12 protein-coding genes are annotated in these 17,805 nt (G+C 74.9%); 7 read left to right on the forward strand and 5 right to left on the reverse strand.

Annotated elements, in window-relative coordinates; all coding sequences use genetic code 11:
* Positions 1-1,357 (reverse strand): FtsX-like permease family protein (locus ABZ914_RS14920; RefSeq protein ID WP_500193480.1); only part of this gene is annotated, 1,357 nt, incomplete at its 3' end.
* Complete coding sequence (locus ABZ914_RS14925; RefSeq protein WP_190862547.1) at positions 1,354-2,046, reverse strand: ABC transporter ATP-binding protein; 693 nt, start codon at positions 2,044-2,046, stop codon at positions 1,354-1,356. The genes ABZ914_RS14920 and ABZ914_RS14925, both read right to left, overlap by 4 nt.
* 224 nt (positions 2,047-2,270) lie before the next feature.
* Here ABZ914_RS14925 and ABZ914_RS14930 point away from each other — a divergent pair, with 224 nt between their 5' ends.
* Both ABZ914_RS14930 and ABZ914_RS14935 read left to right on the forward strand, forming a co-directional pair.
* Complete coding sequence (locus ABZ914_RS14930) at positions 2,271-3,590, forward strand: sensor histidine kinase (RefSeq protein WP_500193482.1); 1,320 nt, start codon at positions 2,271-2,273, stop codon at positions 3,588-3,590.
* Positions 3,587-4,300, forward strand: a complete 714-nt coding sequence (locus tag ABZ914_RS14935) for a response regulator (protein WP_500193483.1) — start codon at positions 3,587-3,589, stop codon at positions 4,298-4,300. The genes ABZ914_RS14930 and ABZ914_RS14935 overlap by 4 nt, the downstream gene beginning before the upstream one ends.
* 125 nt (positions 4,301-4,425) lie before the next feature.
* Here the strand turns inward: ABZ914_RS14935 and ABZ914_RS14940 are convergent, their stop codons facing one another.
* Both ABZ914_RS14940 and ABZ914_RS14945 read right to left on the reverse strand, forming a co-directional pair.
* Positions 4,426-4,833 (reverse strand): hypothetical protein, encoded by a 408-nt coding sequence (locus ABZ914_RS14940; RefSeq protein ID WP_190862541.1) that lies wholly within the window; start codon positions 4,831-4,833, stop codon positions 4,426-4,428.
* A gap of 154 nt (positions 4,834-4,987) precedes the next feature.
* Complete coding sequence (locus ABZ914_RS14945) at positions 4,988-5,701, reverse strand: TetR/AcrR family transcriptional regulator (RefSeq protein ID WP_500193484.1); 714 nt, start codon at positions 5,699-5,701, stop codon at positions 4,988-4,990.
* A gap of 195 nt (positions 5,702-5,896) precedes the next feature.
* Here ABZ914_RS14945 and ABZ914_RS14950 point away from each other — a divergent pair, with 195 nt between their 5' ends.
* Together ABZ914_RS14950 and speB are read left to right on the forward strand one after the other, a co-directional pair.
* Entirely contained in the window at positions 5,897-6,817 is a 921-nt protein-coding gene (locus ABZ914_RS14950) for an SDR family oxidoreductase (RefSeq protein WP_500193485.1), read from the forward strand.
* Positions 6,818-6,901: 84 nt separating this feature from the next.
* Complete coding sequence (speB, locus tag ABZ914_RS14955; protein ID WP_500193486.1) at positions 6,902-7,927, forward strand: agmatinase; 1,026 nt, start codon at positions 6,902-6,904, stop codon at positions 7,925-7,927.
* A gap of 4 nt (positions 7,928-7,931) precedes the next feature.
* Here the strand turns inward: speB and ABZ914_RS14960 are convergent, their stop codons facing one another.
* On the reverse strand, positions 7,932-8,726 hold the full coding sequence (locus ABZ914_RS14960; protein WP_500193487.1) for an SAM-dependent methyltransferase: 795 nt from the start codon (positions 8,724-8,726) through the stop codon (positions 7,932-7,934).
* 466 nt (positions 8,727-9,192) lie between these two features.
* Here ABZ914_RS14960 and ABZ914_RS14965 point away from each other — a divergent pair, with 466 nt between their 5' ends.
* The 3 genes from ABZ914_RS14965 (at position 9,193) to ABZ914_RS14975 (ending at position 17,751) form a co-directional block, all read left to right on the forward strand.
* Positions 9,193-9,864: a TetR/AcrR family transcriptional regulator gene (locus ABZ914_RS14965; RefSeq protein ID WP_500193488.1), complete on the forward strand. Its 672-nt coding sequence runs from the start codon at positions 9,193-9,195 to the stop codon at positions 9,862-9,864.
* Positions 9,865-9,952: 88 nt separating this feature from the next.
* Entirely contained in the window at positions 9,953-12,022 is a 2,070-nt protein-coding gene (locus tag ABZ914_RS14970) for a SpoIIE family protein phosphatase (RefSeq protein WP_500193489.1), read from the forward strand.
* 173 nt (positions 12,023-12,195) lie between these two features.
* Positions 12,196-17,751, forward strand: a complete 5,556-nt coding sequence (locus tag ABZ914_RS14975; RefSeq protein ID WP_500193490.1) for an ATP-binding protein — start codon at positions 12,196-12,198, stop codon at positions 17,749-17,751.
* Positions 17,752-17,805 lie beyond the last annotated feature (54 nt).

Consider the following 17,805-nt stretch of genomic DNA (forward strand, 5'->3'; position numbering starts at 1 on the left):
GGTCGCGGGCGGCGCCGATGGCGTTCAGCGACGCCGCGAGGCCGATCGCGAACGTCGCGGCGGCGGTCCCGAACAGCACGGCCGCGAGCATCGACGCCGACCGGACGGGACGCGCGAACGGGGTCCCCAGCCCGAGCGTCACCGCGCGCGGCAGCGGCAGCCGCCCGGCGATCCGCTGCGCCCGCCGGCCGCGTCCCGTGCCCGGCGCGCGGCCGACCGCGATCGCCTCGACGGTCCGCAGCCGTCCCGCACGCAGCGCCGGGACCACGGCAGCGGCCGCCACGACCAGCAGTGCGCCCGCCGCGACGGCGGCGTCCACCCACCAGGCGACCGCGAGGCCGGTCGTCCCGTACACCTGCTGGACGTCCCCGAGCAGCGGGTACGCGATGAGGTTGCCGAGCACCACGCCCAGCAGGGTGCCGGCGGCGGCCGGGACGAGCGCCTGCGCGACATAGGCGCGGACGACCTCCGCGGGCGTGCAGCCGATGGCCTTCAGGATCCCGATCCGGCGCAGGTTCGCCCCGACCATGCCGCCGACCACGCCGGCGACGACGATGACCGCCATCCCCAGGCCGAGCGCGCCGAACGCCATCAGGAACGGCACGAACGTGGCCGCCTCCCGGTCGGCGACGTACTTGGCGTCCAGGTACGACTGGGCGCCGGCGAGCGCGCCCTTCGGCAGGGCCGCCGCCACCTTCGCGCGGTGGGCGGCCAGCGCCGGCTTCGCGGGCGACCCCGAGAACCGGTACAGCATCTGCGTCGTCGCGGGCGCGTTCGCCGTGCGGAGCGCGGCCGCGCCGGCCGGCGTCGTCCACGCGTCGGCCGAGCCGGTGACCGAGCGGGCCTGCCCGACGACCTTCAGGGTCCGCCCGTCCGGCGCCGTCAGCGTCGACCCGACGCCCGCGTCCGGCGGGACCTGCGGCGGCATCACGATCTCGTCCGGGCCGGACGGCCACCGGCCCGCCGTGATCTCCAGCCGGTCCACGGGGCCGCCGGGGGAGGAGCGCCCGGCCACGGTCAGCTCGGGCAGGTGCCCCCCGCCCCGCGCCGTGAGCGAGACGACCGCGACCGGGAACGGCCCGGCGCTCGCCGTGACGCCCGGCAGCCGCGCGGTCGCCGCCGCCTGCGCCGCCGTGGCCTTCCCGGCGTCGATCTGCGCGGTCAGGTGCGCGCCGCGGTCCCGCGCGAACGCGTGGTCGAACGGCGCCGACGAGGCGACGACCAGCGAGCCGGCGACGACCGCCGACGCCACCGACATCAGCGTGGCGAGCGCGACCACCAGCGTCTGGACGCGCCGCCGCCCGACGCCCGACCGCACCACCCGGCCGAGCGCCGACCCGGCGAGGCGCGCGCTCATCGGGCCGCCCCCGCCCGCTCGTCGGCCGCGATCGCGCCGTCGACCAGCGTGACCGTCCGGCTCGCGAGCGACCGGGCCAGCGCCATGTCATGGGTGACCAGCACGATCGTCTGCCCGCCCCGGTGCACCTCGGCGAGCAGCTCGCGCACGTCGTGGCCGGACGCGGTGTCCAGCGCGCCCGTCGGCTCGTCGGCCAGCAGCAGCGCCGGACGGTTCACCAGCGCGCGCGCCACCGCGACGCGCTGCCGCTCCCCGCCCGACAGCCGTCCCGGGTAGGCGCCCGCGTGCCCGGCCACGCCGAGGATCTCCAGCAGCTCGGCGGCGCGGTCCGCGGCCTTCCGGCGCGGCATCCCCGCCAGCTGCGCGGGCAGCCGGACGTTGTCGGCCACGGTGAGGTCGTCGAGCAGGTTGAAGAACTGGAACACGAACCCGATCCGCTCCCGCCGGAACCGGGCGAGCGCCGCCTCGCCGAGCCGGTCGACGCGCCGCCCGTCCACCGTCACCGCCCCGGCGGTCGGCCGGTCCAGCCCGGCGACCAGGTTCAGCAGCGTGGACTTCCCGCTGCCCGACGGCCCGACGACCGCGAGCGCCTCGCCCTCCGCCACGTCCAGCGACAGCGGCCCGAGCGCCGGCGCGCCCGCGCCGTCGTAGGCCTTCGCCGCGCCGTCCAGCTCGATCACATGTCCCATGAGGCTCCCGCCCTCCGCGTGCGGGCGGCGTGCGGGCCGCCCGGTGTCAGCGGACGTGAAGCTATGCGCGGCGGGGCGTCCGGGACGTCCGCCGCCGCACCGACATTCCGTACTCCGTGCGGCCGATCCCGCCGGGCGTCATCCTCGCGATGTACGCCGCGAGGCCGAGCGTCCCGCCCGCGAAGCCGATACCGGGTTCGCGCGGCGGGGGACACAATGTGGACATGCACGTGGGAACGGCGCGCGAACGGCGCGGGTGGCTGCGCGGCCTGCTCCGGCCCGAGCCGGCGGGAGAGCCCCCGTCGCGCCGCGCCCTCGCCGCGGACGCGCTGCTCGCCCTCGCCGTGACGGCCGTGGCGCTGCTCGTGGCGGCGAACACGGGCGGCGGCGGGGACGAGCCCGAGAGGACGGACTTCGGCGGGCCGATCGCGCCCGTCGCCCCCCTCCCGCCGCCCGGGTTCGGGGAGCACCCGGCGCCCGTCCACCCCTCCTGGACGCTGACCGTCCTCACGACCCTGCCCCTGGCGTTCCGGCGCCGGTACCCGCTCGCCGCGTTCTGGGTGGTGCTGGCGGCGGCGTGGGCGCTGCGCTACGGGATGACCTGGGTGACGGTGCTGGCCTGCGTGGCCGCCGGGTTCGGCGCCATCGCCCACAGCCGCTACCGCGTGCAGGCCGTCGCGAGCCTGGGCGCCGCGGCCGTCCTCGCCGGCTTCGTCTACCGGGGCACCGCCGCCTCCCTGCCGAACTGGTCCGCGCCGTTCTTCGTGCTGCTCGCCGCCGGGGTGCTCGCGATGGCGATGCGGTTCTGGCGCCGCCGGCTGGCCGAGATCGAGCGGGAGCAGCGGGAGGCGACGCGCCGCGCGGTCGAGGTGGAGCGCGCCCGGATCGCGGCGGAACTGCACGACGTGGTGACCCACAATGTGAGCGTCATGGTGATCCAGACGGGCGCCGCCCGCAAGGTCGTCGACGCCGACCCCGAGCTGTCGAAGAAGGCGATGCTGGACGTCGAGGCCAGCGGGCGCGCCGCGATGGCGGAGCTGCGGCACGTCATGGGCCTGCTGGCGCCCTCCGGGGACGGCGACGGGGAGGCGGACGGCGGCGTGCCGGTGCCGCAGCCGGGTCTGGACCGGCTCGCCCCGCTCATCGACCGGGTCCGCGCCACCGGCCTGCGCGTCACGGCCGACCTCGACCCGCCGCCGGGGCCGCTGCCGCCCGGCGTCGACCTCACCGCCTACCGGGTCGTCCAGGAGGCGCTGACCAACACGATGAAGCACGCGCCCGGCGCGTCCGCCGTGGTGTCCGTCCGGTGCGAGGGGGACGACCTGCGGATCGAGGTCACCGACACCGGCGGCGCGCCCGGCGGCGGCACGGGCGTGGGCGCGGGCGGAGGCGCGGGCGGCGCGGCGGGCGGGCGGACCGGCACCGGTCGCGGCCTGATCAACCTCCGCGAGCGGCTCGCGGTCTACGACGGGACGCTGGAGTCCGGCCGCACCCTCGCCGGCGGGTTCCGCGTCACCGCCACGATCCCCTGGAGGACGCCGTGACGGCGGAGGACGGCCCGGCCCTGCGGGTGGTGATCGCCGACGACCAGGCGCTGGTCCGCACCGGCTTCCGGATGATCCTCGCCGCCGACGGCATCGACGTGGTCGCCGAGGCCGCGGACGGCTTCGAGGCGGTCGCCGCCGTCCGCCGCACCCGTCCCGACGTCGTGCTGATGGACGTCCGGATGCCGGAGATGAACGGCATCGAGGCGACCCGGGAGATCACCGCGGCCGGCGGCGGCGCCCGCGTGCTCATCCTCACCACCTACGACCTGGACCACTACGTCTACGCCGCGCTCACCGCGGGCGCCAGCGGGTTCCTGCTCAAGGACGTGACGCCCGAGCGGCTGACCGCGTCGGTCCGGCTCGTCCGGACCGGGGACGCGCTGCTCGCGCCCGCCATCACCCGCAGGCTCATCGAGCGCTTCGCGCCGCGCGACGAGGCCGGCGGCGGGACGCGGCCCGTGCACCGCGACCTGTCCCGGCTGACGCCCCGGGAGCTGGAGGTGCTCGGGCTGCTCGCCACCGGGCTGTCGAACGCCGAGCTCGCCGACCGCCTCACGCTCAGCGCCGCGACGGTCAAGACGCACGTGGCGCGCATCCTGTCGAAGCTGGGGCTGCGCGACCGGGTGCAGGCCGTCGTGCTCGCCTACGAGACGGGGCTGGTGTCCGCGGGGCGCGGGCCGTCGGGAAGCGGCGATTCGGGGCGCTGAACCGCGCGTTCCGAAGATCGCCTTTCCGGCGCGGCGAATTCAGCGGGCGCCGGTGCCGGACGGCGGGATTCGGTGGCCCGCCCGGCGTTCTCGCTCCATTTCCGGAAAACGCCGCCCGGCGCCGATCATCCGCAGGGCCCGAGCGCCAGTTCGCTCGCCATCTGCGCCCACGCGTCGAGCGCGTCGTAGGAGGTGTCGTAGCAGTGCGCGAGATGGAATCCGGAGGCCGACCGGACCGCGAGGTGGGCGCGGCCGTCCGGCGGGCCCTCCAGGACGACGGCGGCCCGGGTGCTGTTGACGCGCATGTCCGCGAGATGGTCGCCGGCGTCCTGGATGGCCAGCGTGACCACGTCCCAGAACACCCGCTCGGCGGCGGTGCAGTCGACGAAGCTGCCGAGCCGCAGGATGCCGTTCGCGCTCACGCACAGCAGTGCCGGCGCGGTGGCGCTGGTGAGCATGTACCGCCAGGCCCGCCATGTGTATTCCAGGTGGACGGCGTGATCGGTGAAGTCGTCCTCGTCAATGTCGGTCATCGCGCGCTCTTCTGGACGATGCTCTCGGCATGGCGGCCTCGCGTGCCGACGGACACGGAGGTGGTGTGGTACGGGACGGTACCACGGCGCGGTACGGCCGCCTACCGTGCCGGAGAAGGGAAATTCGGCGGTGCCGCGACCGGAAGCCGAAAGGTCAGTTCCGGGGATCCGGAAAACCGCCGAGGTAACGCGCGGACGGTGCGCCGCCGCGGTTTTCCGGCACCGGACGGAACAGCGCGATCGTCGCCTCGACGGCGACCTCGGTGATGTCGCGGACGTCCGCGCCGTCCTCCACCAGGGTGGCGGTGAGCTCGCGGAGCCCGCCGATCAGCATCAGCGCGAACGGGCGGGTGATCGGGTGGGTCCCGGCCCGGACCATCTCCGCGTTCCCGGTCACGTCCCGCAGCAGCCGGAACAGCGTGTCGACGGCCTCGCGCTGCATCCGCCGGGCGGTGCCGGCGCCGAGCGCCTGCAGCTCCCGGATCCAGCTCAGCGTGATCTCGGGCTCGGAGGCGACCATGCCGACGTACGCCTCGACGCCCTGGCGGATCTGGGTCTCCCACGGTGCGGCGGGGTCGATCGCCTCGGCGACGCGCCGGCGCAGCATCCGGTTCGTCACCTGGAGCAGCTCGACGAAGCAGGCGTCCTTGGTCGGGAACTCCTCGTAGAAGGTGCGCCGGGACGTGCGGGCGTGCCGGACGATGTCGGAGATCGTGGTCTCGCGGTAGCCGCGCTCGCGGATCGAGTCGGCGAGGCCCGCGAGCAGGCGCCCGCGGAAGGACGCCGCGGCCTCCGTGCCCTCGGCGGGCACGCCGTCGTCCCGGCCGGGCCCCCGTGCCCCGCCGACGGACACTCCAGCGTTTTCCACTGTTGAAAAGCTATCCCATCGGCCCTTCGCGGCGCCGGTGTCCCGTTCATCCGGATCCGGCTGAGGATCTGCCGTTGCCGCCCCATTGACATCGCGGTGGGCGCGTCGCATCGTTTTGAAAGTCAATTCTAGAAATGGCTTCTAGCTCGCGGCGGCGGCCGGGCACCCGGCCCGCCCGGGACGGAGGGAGCGACCATGACCGCGATCGCCGACGGACGGGTGGTCATCGTGACCGGGGCGGCCCGGGGCATCGGCCGCGAGCACGCGCTGGAGTTCGCCCGGCACGGCGCCCGGGTCGTCGTCAACGACCTGGGCGCGCAGGTCGACGGGACCGGCTCGTCCACCGGGCCGGCGGGCGAGGTGGTGGACGAGATCCGCGCGATGGGCGGCGAGGCCGTCGCCGACGGCACCGACGTGTCCGACTTCGAGGGCGCCCGCCGGCTCGTGGCCTCGACGGTCGAGCGGTTCGGGGACCTGCACGTCCTGGTGAACAACGCGGGCATCCTCCGCGACCGGATGCTGGTCAACATGAGCGCGGAGGAGTGGGACGCGGTGATCGCGGTCCACCTGCGCGGGACGTTCGCGCCGCTGCGGCACGCCGCCGCGTACTGGCGGGAGCGGCACAAGGCCGGCCACGAGGTCGACGCGCGCGTCATCAACACCAGCTCGTCGTCGGGCATCTACGGCAACGCCGGGCAGGGCAACTACGGCGCGGCCAAGGCCGGGATCGCCGCGCTGACCGTGATCGCGGCCCGCGAGCTGCGCCGGTACGGCGTGACCGTGAACGCGGTGGCGCCCGCCGCGCTGACCCGGATGACCGAGAACCTGGTGCCGGGCCGCGAGCGCCCGCGCGAGGGCTTCGACCCGGCGGACCCGTCCAACATCGCGCCGCTGGTGGTGTGGCTGGCGAGCCCGGGGGCGCGCGGGATCACCGGCCGCGTGTTCAACGTGCGCGGCGGGCGGATCAGCGTCGCGGAGGGCTGGCGCGCCGGGCCGGTCGTCGACAAGGGCGCCCGCTGGGACCCGCACGAGCTGGACGACGTGATCCCCGCGCTGGTGGAGAAGGCCCGCCCGAACGTCCTGCCCGACGGCGTCACGCCCGACCCCGTGGGATGATCCGGAAGGCCCGCCCGCCCAGGTGACGGCCGGTCCGGGCGGGGAAGGAACACCGGCATCGCCGTCGCGGCAGGGAGGACCCGGATGACACCGCAGGAACGGTACGGACCGCAGTACGGTCCCGACATCACCTTCCTCGGAGTGCCGCGCTGCACCTGGTCGGACCCGGCGACCTACGCCGACGCCGACGTGGTCGTCCTCGGCGCCCCGTTCGACGGCGGGACGTCCCACCGGCCCGGCACCCGGTTCGGCCCGCAGTACATCCGGCAGACCTGCTACCTGCCGCAGAACGGGTCGCGGCCGTCGCTGGCGCTGCGCGTGGACGGGCTCCGGGGCGACCTCACCGTGCGCGACGCCGGGGACGTGGAGATGTACTCCGGCGACGCCGAGCGCTCCGTCCGGGACCTGGAGGAGGCGGTGTACGCCATCGCGAGCAACGGCGCGATCCCGCTGGTCCTCGGCGGCGACCACACCATCGCGTGGCCCGACGCCGCCGGGGTGGCGCGGCACCTCGGGCAGGGCCGCGTCTCGATGATCCACTTCGACGCGCACGCCGACACCGGCGACATCGAGTTCGGCTCGCTGGTCGGGCACGGCACCCCGATGCGCCGGCTGCTGGAGTCCGGGGCCGTCCGCGGCGACCGGTTCCTGCAGCTCGGCCTGCGCGGCTACTGGCCGGGCCCCGAGACCCTCGCGTGGATGGCCGGGCAGGGCATGCGCTCCTACGAGATGACCGAGATCGTCGCGCGCGGGCTGGAGGAGTGCCTGACCGAGGCGTTCGCCATCGCCACCGACGAGTGCGACGGGGTGTTCCTGTCCGTCGACATCGACGTGTGCGACCCCGGCCACGCCCCCGGCACCGGCACCCCCGAGCCCGGCGGCCTCACCGCCCGCCAGCTGCTGGACGCGGTGCGCCGGATCGCCTACGAGCTGCCGGTCGCGGGCGTCGACGTGGTCGAGGTGTCACCGCCCTACGACCACGCCGACATCACCTCGGCGCTGGCGAACCGCGTCGTCCTGGAGGTCCTGTCGGGCATCGCGCGGCGCCGCCGCGACGACCGCGACGGCACGTCCTGGGACCCGCGGCGGCCCCTCCTCGACGGCCGCTAGGGGGTCACGGCTTGCGGGCGACGCCGCAGAGGGTGGACGTCTTCGGCGCGTCGTTGAACGGGTTGGGCTCGGGCCGCCAGTCCTCGCACGGCACCACGCCGGGCTCGACGACCTCCAGGCCCTCGAAGTAGCCGATGATCTGCTCGGGCGGGCGGAGCCGGTACGGGACGGCGCCCGTGTCGTCGTACTGCTGCTGCGCCTCGTTGTGCGCCTCGTCGGTGTCGGTGTCGTCGTACAGGGCGAGGTAGCTGCCGGGGCTGAGGGCGCCCGTCAGCGTGCGGATGATGTTCAGGACGTCGTCGTAGTCCTGGACGTGGCCGAGCACGCCCATGAGCATCACCGCGATCGGCCGGTCGAAGTCGAGCTTGTCGCGCGCCGCGCGCAGCACCTGCTCCGGGTCGAGCATGTCGGCCTGGATGTAGCTGGTCTCGCCCTCGGGGCGGCTGGTGAGCAGGGCGTGGGCGTGCGACAGGACGAGGGGGTCGTTGTCGACGTAGACGATGTGCGACTCGGGCGCGACCCGCTGCGCGACCTCGTGGGTGTTGTCGACGGTCGGCAGCCCCGTGCCGACGTCGAGGAACTGCCGGATGCCCTGCTCGCCCGCCAGGTAGCGGACGGCGCGGGCGAGGAAGTTGCGGCCGGCCCGCGCGATGTCCACGATTCCCGGATACACCTGCAGATACTGGTCGCCGGCCGCGCGGTCGACGGGATAGTTGTCCTTGCCTCCGAGCCAGTAGTTCCAGATACGCGCGGAATGCGGCACGGACGTGTCGATGATGCTGCCCGGCTCCTCGGTCACGGCATACTCCCCAATTCGCGGTTCGCCCTTCGGGGACAAAGTAGCAGCCCGATCTTCGGCCGCAGGGGCGCCCGGTCGCCGGGTGCCGGCGGTCCGCGCCGCCCGCGGGCCCGCCCGTGGACGAGATGCTCCCGGCTCCGCGCGTTCCGGGAATTGTTCATGCAGAACAGGCGTGCGGGCGGCGCGGAATTCGGTGAGCGGGGGCAAAAGTCCCGCGTCTTCGATCGGCCCCATAAAGGGTGAACCGGGGGTCCCGGTTTCGGATGACCGGCTGAACGTGGTCCGTCCCCGGCTGGGGGTGAGTGGCCTATTGGGTTCCGTTCATGACGAAATGGCGCCGGCGCCGTTCGCACTCGGCGACCGGCGTGAACCGGCCGCGCACCTAGAATCGATCGGCGGATCCCTCGGCGATCCACGCGGCGCCGCGAAGGTCGCGTGCCCGGTGAAGGCTCGCGAGTGAGGAAGCATGCCAGCGCACGAGCAGACCACGGGCGCCCCCGGGGCGGGACGCCCGGCGCGCAGGCGCAGCCGCATCTCGCCCGACCGCGCGGCCGAGCTGTACGCGCTCGTCCTCGACCGGCTCCGCGAGGTGGGCTACGAGGCCCTCGCCGTGGAGGACGTCGCCGGGCGCGCCCGGATGAGCAAGGCCACGATCTACCGGCAGTGGGGCGGCAAGCCCGAGCTCGTCATCGCGGCGCTGCGCTCGCTCGGCCCGCCCGAGGCCGACGCCGCCGAGGCCGTCGACACCGGGAACCTGCTCGACGACCTGAAGGCCTACATCGGCCGGTACCACCAGATGGCCGCCCTGGACCGCGGCATGAACCGGGCGGTCGCCCACGCCATCCACCGCGACCCCCGGCTGATGGCCGCCGTCCGGCAGGCCATCGTCGAGCCGGGGCTCGCCGCCCTCGACACCGTCCTGTCCCGCGGCGTCGCCCGGGGCGAGGTCTCCGCCGGCTGCAAGGCCCTCCCGTACGTCAAGTACATGCTGCTGGGCACGCTGGGCGGCGAGGCCGTCCTCGGCGAGGACGTCGACATCGGCTTCCTGCACGGCTACATCGACCACGTGATCGCGCCCGCCCTCGGCCTGCCCGCCCCCGAGGACGGGGACCAGACGGCGAGGGGCGGCCCCCGGTGAGCCCGAAGCGCAGGTGAGAAGGGGGGCCGATGTATGTTGAGGTGGAGATGAGCCGATAGCGACCCGGGCGGCGACTGGGGGAGACGCCATGGTCGATGACCGGCAGGAGGGGGACGGCGGCATCGCGCCCGAGGCGTTCGACGCCGCGCCCGTCACCGTCGCCGTCATCAGGGGGCCGGAGCGGCGCCTGGCGTACACGAACCTCGCCTTCCGCGCGACCTTCGGCGAGCGGCCGATCGGCGAACCCGTCCGCCACGCGTTCCGGGACCTCGTGCAGCACGACTACTTCGACCTCCTCGACCGCGTGCTGGCGGACGGGGAGCCGGTCACCCTCGCCGAGGCCCCGGTCAGCCTGTTCTTCCCCGACACCGGCTACGAGCAGCGCTTGTTCTCCTTCAGCCTGACCCGGCTGCCCGGGGACGAGCCGGCCGTGCTGGCGGTCGGCGTGGACGTCAGCGGGAGCGTCGACACGGCCCGGCGGGCCGACGCCGCCGACGAGCAGCGCCGCGCCCTGCGCAGGTTCCAGAGCCTCATCCGGGTGAGCGCCGAGATCGTGTGGGTGACGGACCCCGCGGGGGATCCCGTCGAACCGAGCCCGGGCTGGGAGCGGGTGACCGGCCAGTCCTGGGAGAGGTTCCGCGGCAGGGGCTGGCAGCAGGCGCTGCACCCGGAGGACCGCGAGGAGACCGCGCGGTCGTGGGAGCGGGCGCTCGCGCAGGCCCGCCCCTGGCGGTACGTCGTCCGGCTCCGGACGGTCGAGGGCGGCTACCGGCACTTCCAGGTCAACGCCGCGCCGGTGTACGAGAACGGCGTCGTGGTGGAGTGGGTGGGGACCTGCACCGACATCGAGCAGGAGTGGCGGCGCGAGCACCGCAGGCGGCTGCTCGACGGCGCCGCCGCCGCGACCGCCGAGCGCACCGGGCTGCGGGAGATGCTCGGGGCGCTGGCGGACGTGCTCGTCCCGGCGCTCGCCGACGGCTGCGGCGTCCACCTGCTGCCCGACTACATCGACCGGCCGGCGGGCGCGCCGCTCCTCACCGAGCGCGTCGCCACCGCCGCACGGCCGGGCCTGCCGCGGCAGCCGCCGTTCGGCCGGGAGTGGTACGCCGCCGACAGCGGGTTCACCCGGGCCGTGCAGCGGAGCCGCCCGCTGCACCACACCTTCCCGCCCGGGCGCCCCCCGGCGGGCATGCTGCCCCAGGGCACGACCGAGTGGCTGGCCGCGGCGAACGCCAACAGCGTGGTGCTGATGCCGGTGACCGTCGACGGGACCGTGGCGGCCGTGGTGACCGCCGCCGTCTGCGGGGAGCGCGAGCCGCTGAGCCGCGACGACGTCGACCTGATGCGGCAGATGTTCGACCACGCCCACGACGCGCTGAGCAGCGCGATCGAGTACCACCGCACCCAGCGGGTGGCGCTGGCGCTGCAGCACAGCCTGCTCGCCGAGCCGCCCGTGGTGCCCGGCCTGGAGATCGCCGCGCGGTACCGGGCCAGCCCGGCGACCGCCGAGGTGGGCGGCGACTGGTACGACTCGTTCGTGCTGCCGGACGGCGCCGCCGTGCTGGCCATCGGCGACGCCACCGGGCACGACCTGGCCGCGACGGTGGCGATGAGCCAGTTGCGGAACATCCTGCGGAGCCTGATCGTCGACCGCCAGGAGTGCCCCGGGGACGTCCTGCGCCGGCTGAACATCGCGATGGAGACGCTGATCCCGGAGGGCTCGGCCACCTGCGCACTGGCCCGGGTCGCCGACGGCGGGCCGGACGGGATGCGGCTCGACTACGCGGTGGCCGGGCACCCGCCGCCCGTCCTGGTCTGCCCGGACGGCTCCGTCGACCTGCTGGAGGACGCCGCCAACCCGCTCCTCGGCCTCGGGCCGCTGTTCGACGAGCCGTACCACAGCGCGCAGGTCCGCCTGCCGCCCGGCTGCACGGTGCTCCTCTACACCGACGGGCTGGTCGAGCGGCCGGGCGAGCATCTGGACAAGGGGCTGGAGCGGCTGTGCGAGCAGGCCGGCCGGTTCGCCCGCCGGCCGCTGCCGGCGTTCTGCGACGGGCTGCTCACGCGCCTGCCGACCGCCGGCATCGACGACCTCGCCATGATCGCCCTGCGCGTGCCGCCGGCCGGCGGCGAGGCGATCGGCGTCGCCCGGGCCTGAGAGGCCCCTCCGGCACCCGGCGGCGGTCCGGCTTTTGCACGTTTCCCACAACTCGGGCCGCGCAGCATGCGATGTCAGCGACATGGAGCTACCGGCGGGTAACCGGAAGGGTGGGCACAGCCGAGAGCCGTCGTTCCCGGCGGACATCGTGGTCTACAGGAGGGCTCGGTCGCGTGTTCAGTCGTGTCGCCATCGTCAACCGTGGAGAGGCCGCCATGCGGCTCATCCACGCCGTACGGGACATCGCCGCGGAGACCGGGACACGGATCGAGACCGTCGCCCTGTACACCGACGTCGACCGGACCGCCACCTTCGTGCGCGAGGCGGACCTGTCCTACGACCTCGGCCCCGCGTCCGCGCGCCCGTACCTCGACCTGAAGGCGCTCGAACGCGCGCTGGTCGAGACCGGCGCCGACGCCGCCTGGGTCGGCTGGGGCTTCGTCGCGGAGGACCCGGCGTTCGCCGAGGTGTGCGAGAAGGCCGGCGTCACGTTCGTCGGGCCGAGCCCGGAGGCGATGCGCCGGCTCGGCGACAAGATCGGCGCCAAGCTGATCGCCGAGGAGGTCGGGGTGCCGGTCGCGCCGTGGAGCCGCGGCGCCGTCGAGACCCTCGACGCCGCCCGCGCCGCGGCGGCCGAGATCGGCTACCCGCTGATGCTGAAGGCGACCGCCGGCGGCGGCGGGCGCGGCATCCGCGTGATCACCAGCGAGGCCGAGCTCGACGACGCCTACGAGCGCACCAGCCAGGAGGCCGCGCGCGCCTTCGGCAGCGGCGTCGTCTTCCTGGAGCGCCTGGTCACCGGCGCCCGGCACGTCGAGGTCCAGGTGATCGCCGACGGCGAGACCGCGTGGGCGCTCGGCGTCCGCGACTGCTCGGTGCAGCGCCGCAACCAGAAGGTCATCGAGGAGTCGGCGTCGCCGGTGCTGCCGCCCGCGCGGGCCGCCGAGCTCAAGGCGTCCGCCGAGCGGCTCGCGGTCGCGGTCGGCTACCGCGGCGCGGCGACCGTCGAGTTCCTCTACCACCCCGGCGAGGACCTGCTGGCGTTCCTGGAGGTCAACACCCGCCTCCAGGTCGAGCACCCGATCACCGAGTCCACCACCGGGTTCGACCTGGTCAAGGCGCAGCTGCACGTGGCGTCCGGCGGGCGGCTGGAGGGCGCGCCGCCGGTGGAGCGCGGGCACGCCGTCGAGGCCCGGCTGAACGCCGAGGACCCCGACCGCGACTTCGCGCCGTCCCCGGGCCGCATCGCCCGCCTGGACCTGCCCGCCGGCCCCGGCGTCCGGGTGGACACCGGTGTCGCCGAGGGCGACACCATCCCCGCCGACTTCGACTCGATGATCGCCAAGATCATCGCCTACGGCCGGGACCGCGAGGAGGCGCTCGGCCGGCTGCGCCGGGCGATGGCGCAGACCACCGTCATCATCGAGGGCGGCGCGACCAACAAGAGCTTCGTGCTCGACCTGCTCGACCGGCCCGAGGTGATCGACGGCAGCGCCGACACCGGCTGGATCGACCGCGTCCGCGGCGAGGGCGGCCTCGTCTCGCACCGGCACTCCGGCGTCGCGCTGGCGGCCGCCGCCATCGAGGCGTACGAGGCGGAGGAGGAGGCCGAGCGGCGGCGGCTGCTGTCCACGGCGTCCGGCGGCCGCCCCCAGATCCGGCACGAGAGCGGCCGGCCCCTCGACCTCAAGCTGCGCGGCGCCGGCTACCGCGTGCGCGTCGCGCGGATCGGGGCGCAGCGGTTCCGCGTCGGCATCGAGGCGGGCGGCGACGGCGTCCGCACCGCCACCGTCGAGCTCGACCGCTTCGACCGGCACACCGGGCAGATCGCCGTCAACGGCACGCGGTACCGCATCGTCACCGGCACGCACGGGCCGATCCACCTCGTCGAGGTGGACGGCGTGACGCACCGGGTCAGCCGGGACGAGGGCGGCGTCGTCCGCTCGCCCGCGCCCGCGCTGGTGGTCGCGACGCCGCTGGAGGTCGGCGCCGAGGTCGAGGCGGGCGCGCCCGTGCTGGTGCTGGAGAGCATGAAGATGGAGACGGTGCTGCGCGCGCCGTTCCGGGCTCGGCTGAAGGAGTGCGTCGTCTCCGTCGGCGGCCAGGTGGAGACCGGCGCGCCGCTGCTGCGGCTGGAGCCGCTCGCCGACGGCGCCGAGGAGGAGGACGCCGCGGCCGCCGGGACCGTCGAGCTCGACCTGCCCGCCGAGCCCGCCGAGATCCCCGCGCGCGAGCGCGCCGCGCACGGCCTGGAGGAGCTGCGCAGCCTGCTGCTGGGCTTCGACGCCGACCCGCACGACGAGCGCCGGGCGCTCGACGGCTACCTCGCCGCGCGCGGGGCGGCCGCCGCGGACGGCCACCGGCCCGTGGAGGAGGAGCTCGCCCTCATCGACGTGTTCGCCGACCTCGCCGAGCTGACCCGCAACACCCCGGCCGACGGCGCCGACGGCGGCGACGGGGCCGGCACCGGCCACGTGCACAGCGCCCGCGAGCACTTCCACACCTACCTGCAGAGCCTCGACGTCGAGCGGGCCGGCCTGCCGGAGGAGTTCCGGGCGAGGCTCGCCAAGGCGCTCGGCCACTACGGCGTCACCGACCTGGAGCGCTCGCCGGAGCTCGAGGCGGCGGTGTTCCGGATCTTCCTGGCCCAGCAGCGCGCGGCCACGGACGCCGCGGTCGTCACGGCGCTGCTGCGCGCGTGGCTGCTGGAGCCGCCGCCGGCGGAGGCGCTGCGCGAGCCCGTCGGCCTCGCGCTGGAGCGCCTCGTCGCCGCGACGCAGGTGCGCTTCCCGGTCGTCTACGACCTCGCGTGCGGCGTCGTGTTCGCCTGGTTCGCGCAGCCGCTGCTGCGCCGCAACCGCGCCCGCGTCTACGCCGCCGTCCGCCGGCACCTGCGCCACCTGGACGCGCACCCGGACGCCCCGGACCGCGCCGAGCGCATCGCCGAGATGGTGCGCAGCACCGAGCCGCTCGTCCGGCTGCTCGGGCAGCGGCTCGTCCGCCACGACCGGGACAACTCGGTCATGCTGGAGGTGCTGACCCGGCGCTACTACGGCAACAAGGGCCTCACCGACGTCCGCACCGTGCTTACCCCCGACCAACACGACCCCGACCGACCTCCCGTCATCACCCCCGACCAGGGGGGCGGCGACGGCGCGGGCTGCGCGTTCGTGGTCGCCGAGCGCGAGGGCTCGTCGGTCGTGTCCGCCGCGGTCCGCTTCGAGGAGCTGGGCGGCGCGCTGCGCGGCCTCGCCGAGCTGGCCGGCGGCGCGGACGCCATCGACGCCGACATCTACCTGGCCTGGGAGAACCAGCCCGAGGACTTCGACGCGATGGCGGCCGCGCTGCACGAGGTCATCGCCGCGCATCCGCTGCCGCCGCGCGTCCGCCGGCTCACCGCCACCGTCGCGGGCAGCGCCGGCGCGGTGATGCACCACCACTTCACGTTCCGGCCGACCACCGCCGGGATGGCGGAGGAGCGGCTGATCCGCGGCCTGCACCCGTACATCGCGCAGCGGATGCAGCTGGAGCGGCTGAACCGGTTCGACCTCACCCGGCTGCCGTCGGCGGACGAGGAGGTCTACCTGTTCCAGTGCGTGGCGCGCGACAACCCGTCCGACGACCGCCTCGTCGCGTTCGCGCAGGTCCGCGACCTGACCGAGCTGCGCGACCACGAGGGCCGGCTCGCCACGCTGCCGATGGCGGAGTACTCCATCGCGACCTGCGTCGACTCGATCCGCCGCGCCCGGTCGCGGCGGCCGTCGAAGAACCGGTTCAACACCAACCGGATCGTGCTGTACGTGTGGCCGCCGATCGACCTCACCCGCGCCGAGCTGGAGATGATCGTCGGGCGGGTGCTGCCGACGACCGCGGGCGCCGGGCTGGAGGAGATCCTGCTCATCGGCCGGCAGCGCGACCGGAGCACCGGCGCGCTGACCAAGATCGCGGTGCGGCTGGCCTTCGACGCCGCGGGCGGCGTCGAGCTGACCGTCGGCGAGCCGTCCGACGAGCCGATCGAGCCCGTCGACGGCTACCGGCAGAAGGTGCTGCGGGCGAGCGGCCGCAACACCGTCTACCCGTACGAGCTGACCGGGATGCTCGGCGACTTCACCGAGCACGACCTCGAGGTCGACGAGGCGGGGAACCACGTGCTCGTCCCGGTCGACCGGCCGAAGGGGCGCAACACCGCGGCGATGGTCGCGGGCGTCGTCACCACGCCGACCGCCCGGCACCCGGAGGGCGTCACCCGCGTCGTGCTGCTCGGCGACCCGACGAAGGCGCTCGGCGCGCTGTCGGAGCCGGAGTGCCGCCGCGTGATCGCCGCGCTGGACCTCGCCGAGCGGATGCGGGTGCCGCTGGAGTGGTACGCGCTGTCCGCGGGCGCCCGGATCTCCATGGAGTCCGGCACCGAGAACATGGACTGGGTGGCCGCCGCGCTCAAGCGGATCGTCGAGTTCACCCAGGACGGCGGTGAGATCAACATCGTCGTCGCGGGCATCAACGTCGGCGCCCAGCCGTACTGGAACGCCGAGGCGACGATGCTGATGCACACCAAGGGCGTCCTCGTGATGACCCCGGACTCGGCGATGGTGCTGACCGGCAAGCAGTCGCTCGACTTCTCCGGCGGCGTGTCGGCCGAGGACAACTTCGGCATCGGCGGCTACGACCGGGTGATGGGCCCGAACGGGCAGGCGCAGTACTGGGCGCCGAACCTGACCGCCGCGCGGGACATCCTCATGGCGCACTACGACCACACCTACGTCGTGCCGGGGGAGCGGGGGCCGCGCCGGGCTCCGACGTCCGACCCCGCCGACCGCGACGTCTCCGCCTTCCCGCACGTCGTGGAGGGCAGCGACTTCGCCACCGTCGGCGAGATCTTCTCCGCCGAGGCCAACCCGGACCGCAAGAAGCCGTTCGACATCCGCACCGTGATGCGGGCGCTGTCCGACCAGGACCACCCGGTGCTGGAGCGCTGGGCGGGCATGGCCGACGCGGACACCGCGGTCGTCCAGGACGTGCATCTCGGCGGCGTCCCGGTGTGCCTGCTCGGCATCGAGTCGCGGGCGGTGCCGCGGCGCGGTTTCCCGCCCACCGACGGCCCGGACTCCTACACCGCGGGCACGCTGTTCCCGCGCTCGTCGAAGAAGGCCGCGCGGGCGATCAACGCCGCGAGCGGCAACCGCCCGCTGGTGGTGCTGGCGAACCTGTCGGGCTTCGACGGCTCGCCGGAGTCGATGCGCAAGCTCCAGCTGGAGTACGGCGCGGAGATCGGCCGCGCGATCGTCAACTTCCGCGGGCCCATCGTGTTCTGCGTGATCTCGCGGTACCACGGCGGCGCGTTCGTGGTGTTCTCCAAGGCGCTCAACCCGAACATGACGGTGTTCGCGCTGGAGGGGTCGTTCGCCTCGGTGCTCGGCGGGGCCCCCGCCGCCGCCGTGGTGTTCGCCCGCGACGTCGACGCCCGCACGGCCGCCGACCCCCGCGTCCGGGACCTGGAGGCCCGCGTCGCGGCCGCCACCGGCCCGGGCCGCGCGACGGTGATCGCGGAGCTCGACGAGCTGCGGTCGTCGGTCCGCGCGGAGAAGCTCGGCGAGGTGGCGGCGGAGTTCGACCGCGTGCACGACATCCGGCGCGCGGTCGAGGTCGGCTCCGTCGACGCGGTCATCGGCGCCGCGGAGCTGCGTCCCCGGATCATCGAGGCGATCGAGGCCGGTCTCGCCCGGGGCTGACGCGGGTCCGGGGACCCTCGCCGGAGGCTTGTCCCCTGGTCAGCGGGGTACCGC

It is taken from the genome of Spirillospora sp. NPDC046719 (genome assembly GCF_040645715.1).
Classification (GTDB): domain Bacteria; phylum Actinomycetota; class Actinomycetes; order Streptosporangiales; family Streptosporangiaceae; genus Spirillospora.

Excerpts from the sequence above, each read along its gene's own strand:
- ABZ914_RS14940 (WP_190862541.1), bottom strand. The coding sequence starts at position 4,833 with ATGACCGACATTGACGAGGACGACTTCACCGATCACGCCGTCCACCTG.
- ABZ914_RS14930 (WP_500193482.1), top strand. The coding sequence starts at position 2,271 with ATGCACGTGGGAACGGCGCGCGAACGGCGCGGGTGGCTGCGCGGCCTG.
- ABZ914_RS14965 (WP_500193488.1), top strand. The coding sequence starts at position 9,193 with ATGCCAGCGCACGAGCAGACCACGGGCGCCCCCGGGGCGGGACGCCCG.
- ABZ914_RS14925 (WP_190862547.1), bottom strand. The coding sequence starts at position 2,046 with ATGGGACATGTGATCGAGCTGGACGGCGCGGCGAAGGCCTACGACGGC.
- ABZ914_RS14970 (WP_500193489.1), top strand. The coding sequence starts at position 9,953 with ATGGTCGATGACCGGCAGGAGGGGGACGGCGGCATCGCGCCCGAGGCG.
- ABZ914_RS14950 (WP_500193485.1), top strand. The coding sequence starts at position 5,897 with ATGACCGCGATCGCCGACGGACGGGTGGTCATCGTGACCGGGGCGGCC.
- speB (WP_500193486.1), top strand. The coding sequence starts at position 6,902 with ATGACACCGCAGGAACGGTACGGACCGCAGTACGGTCCCGACATCACC.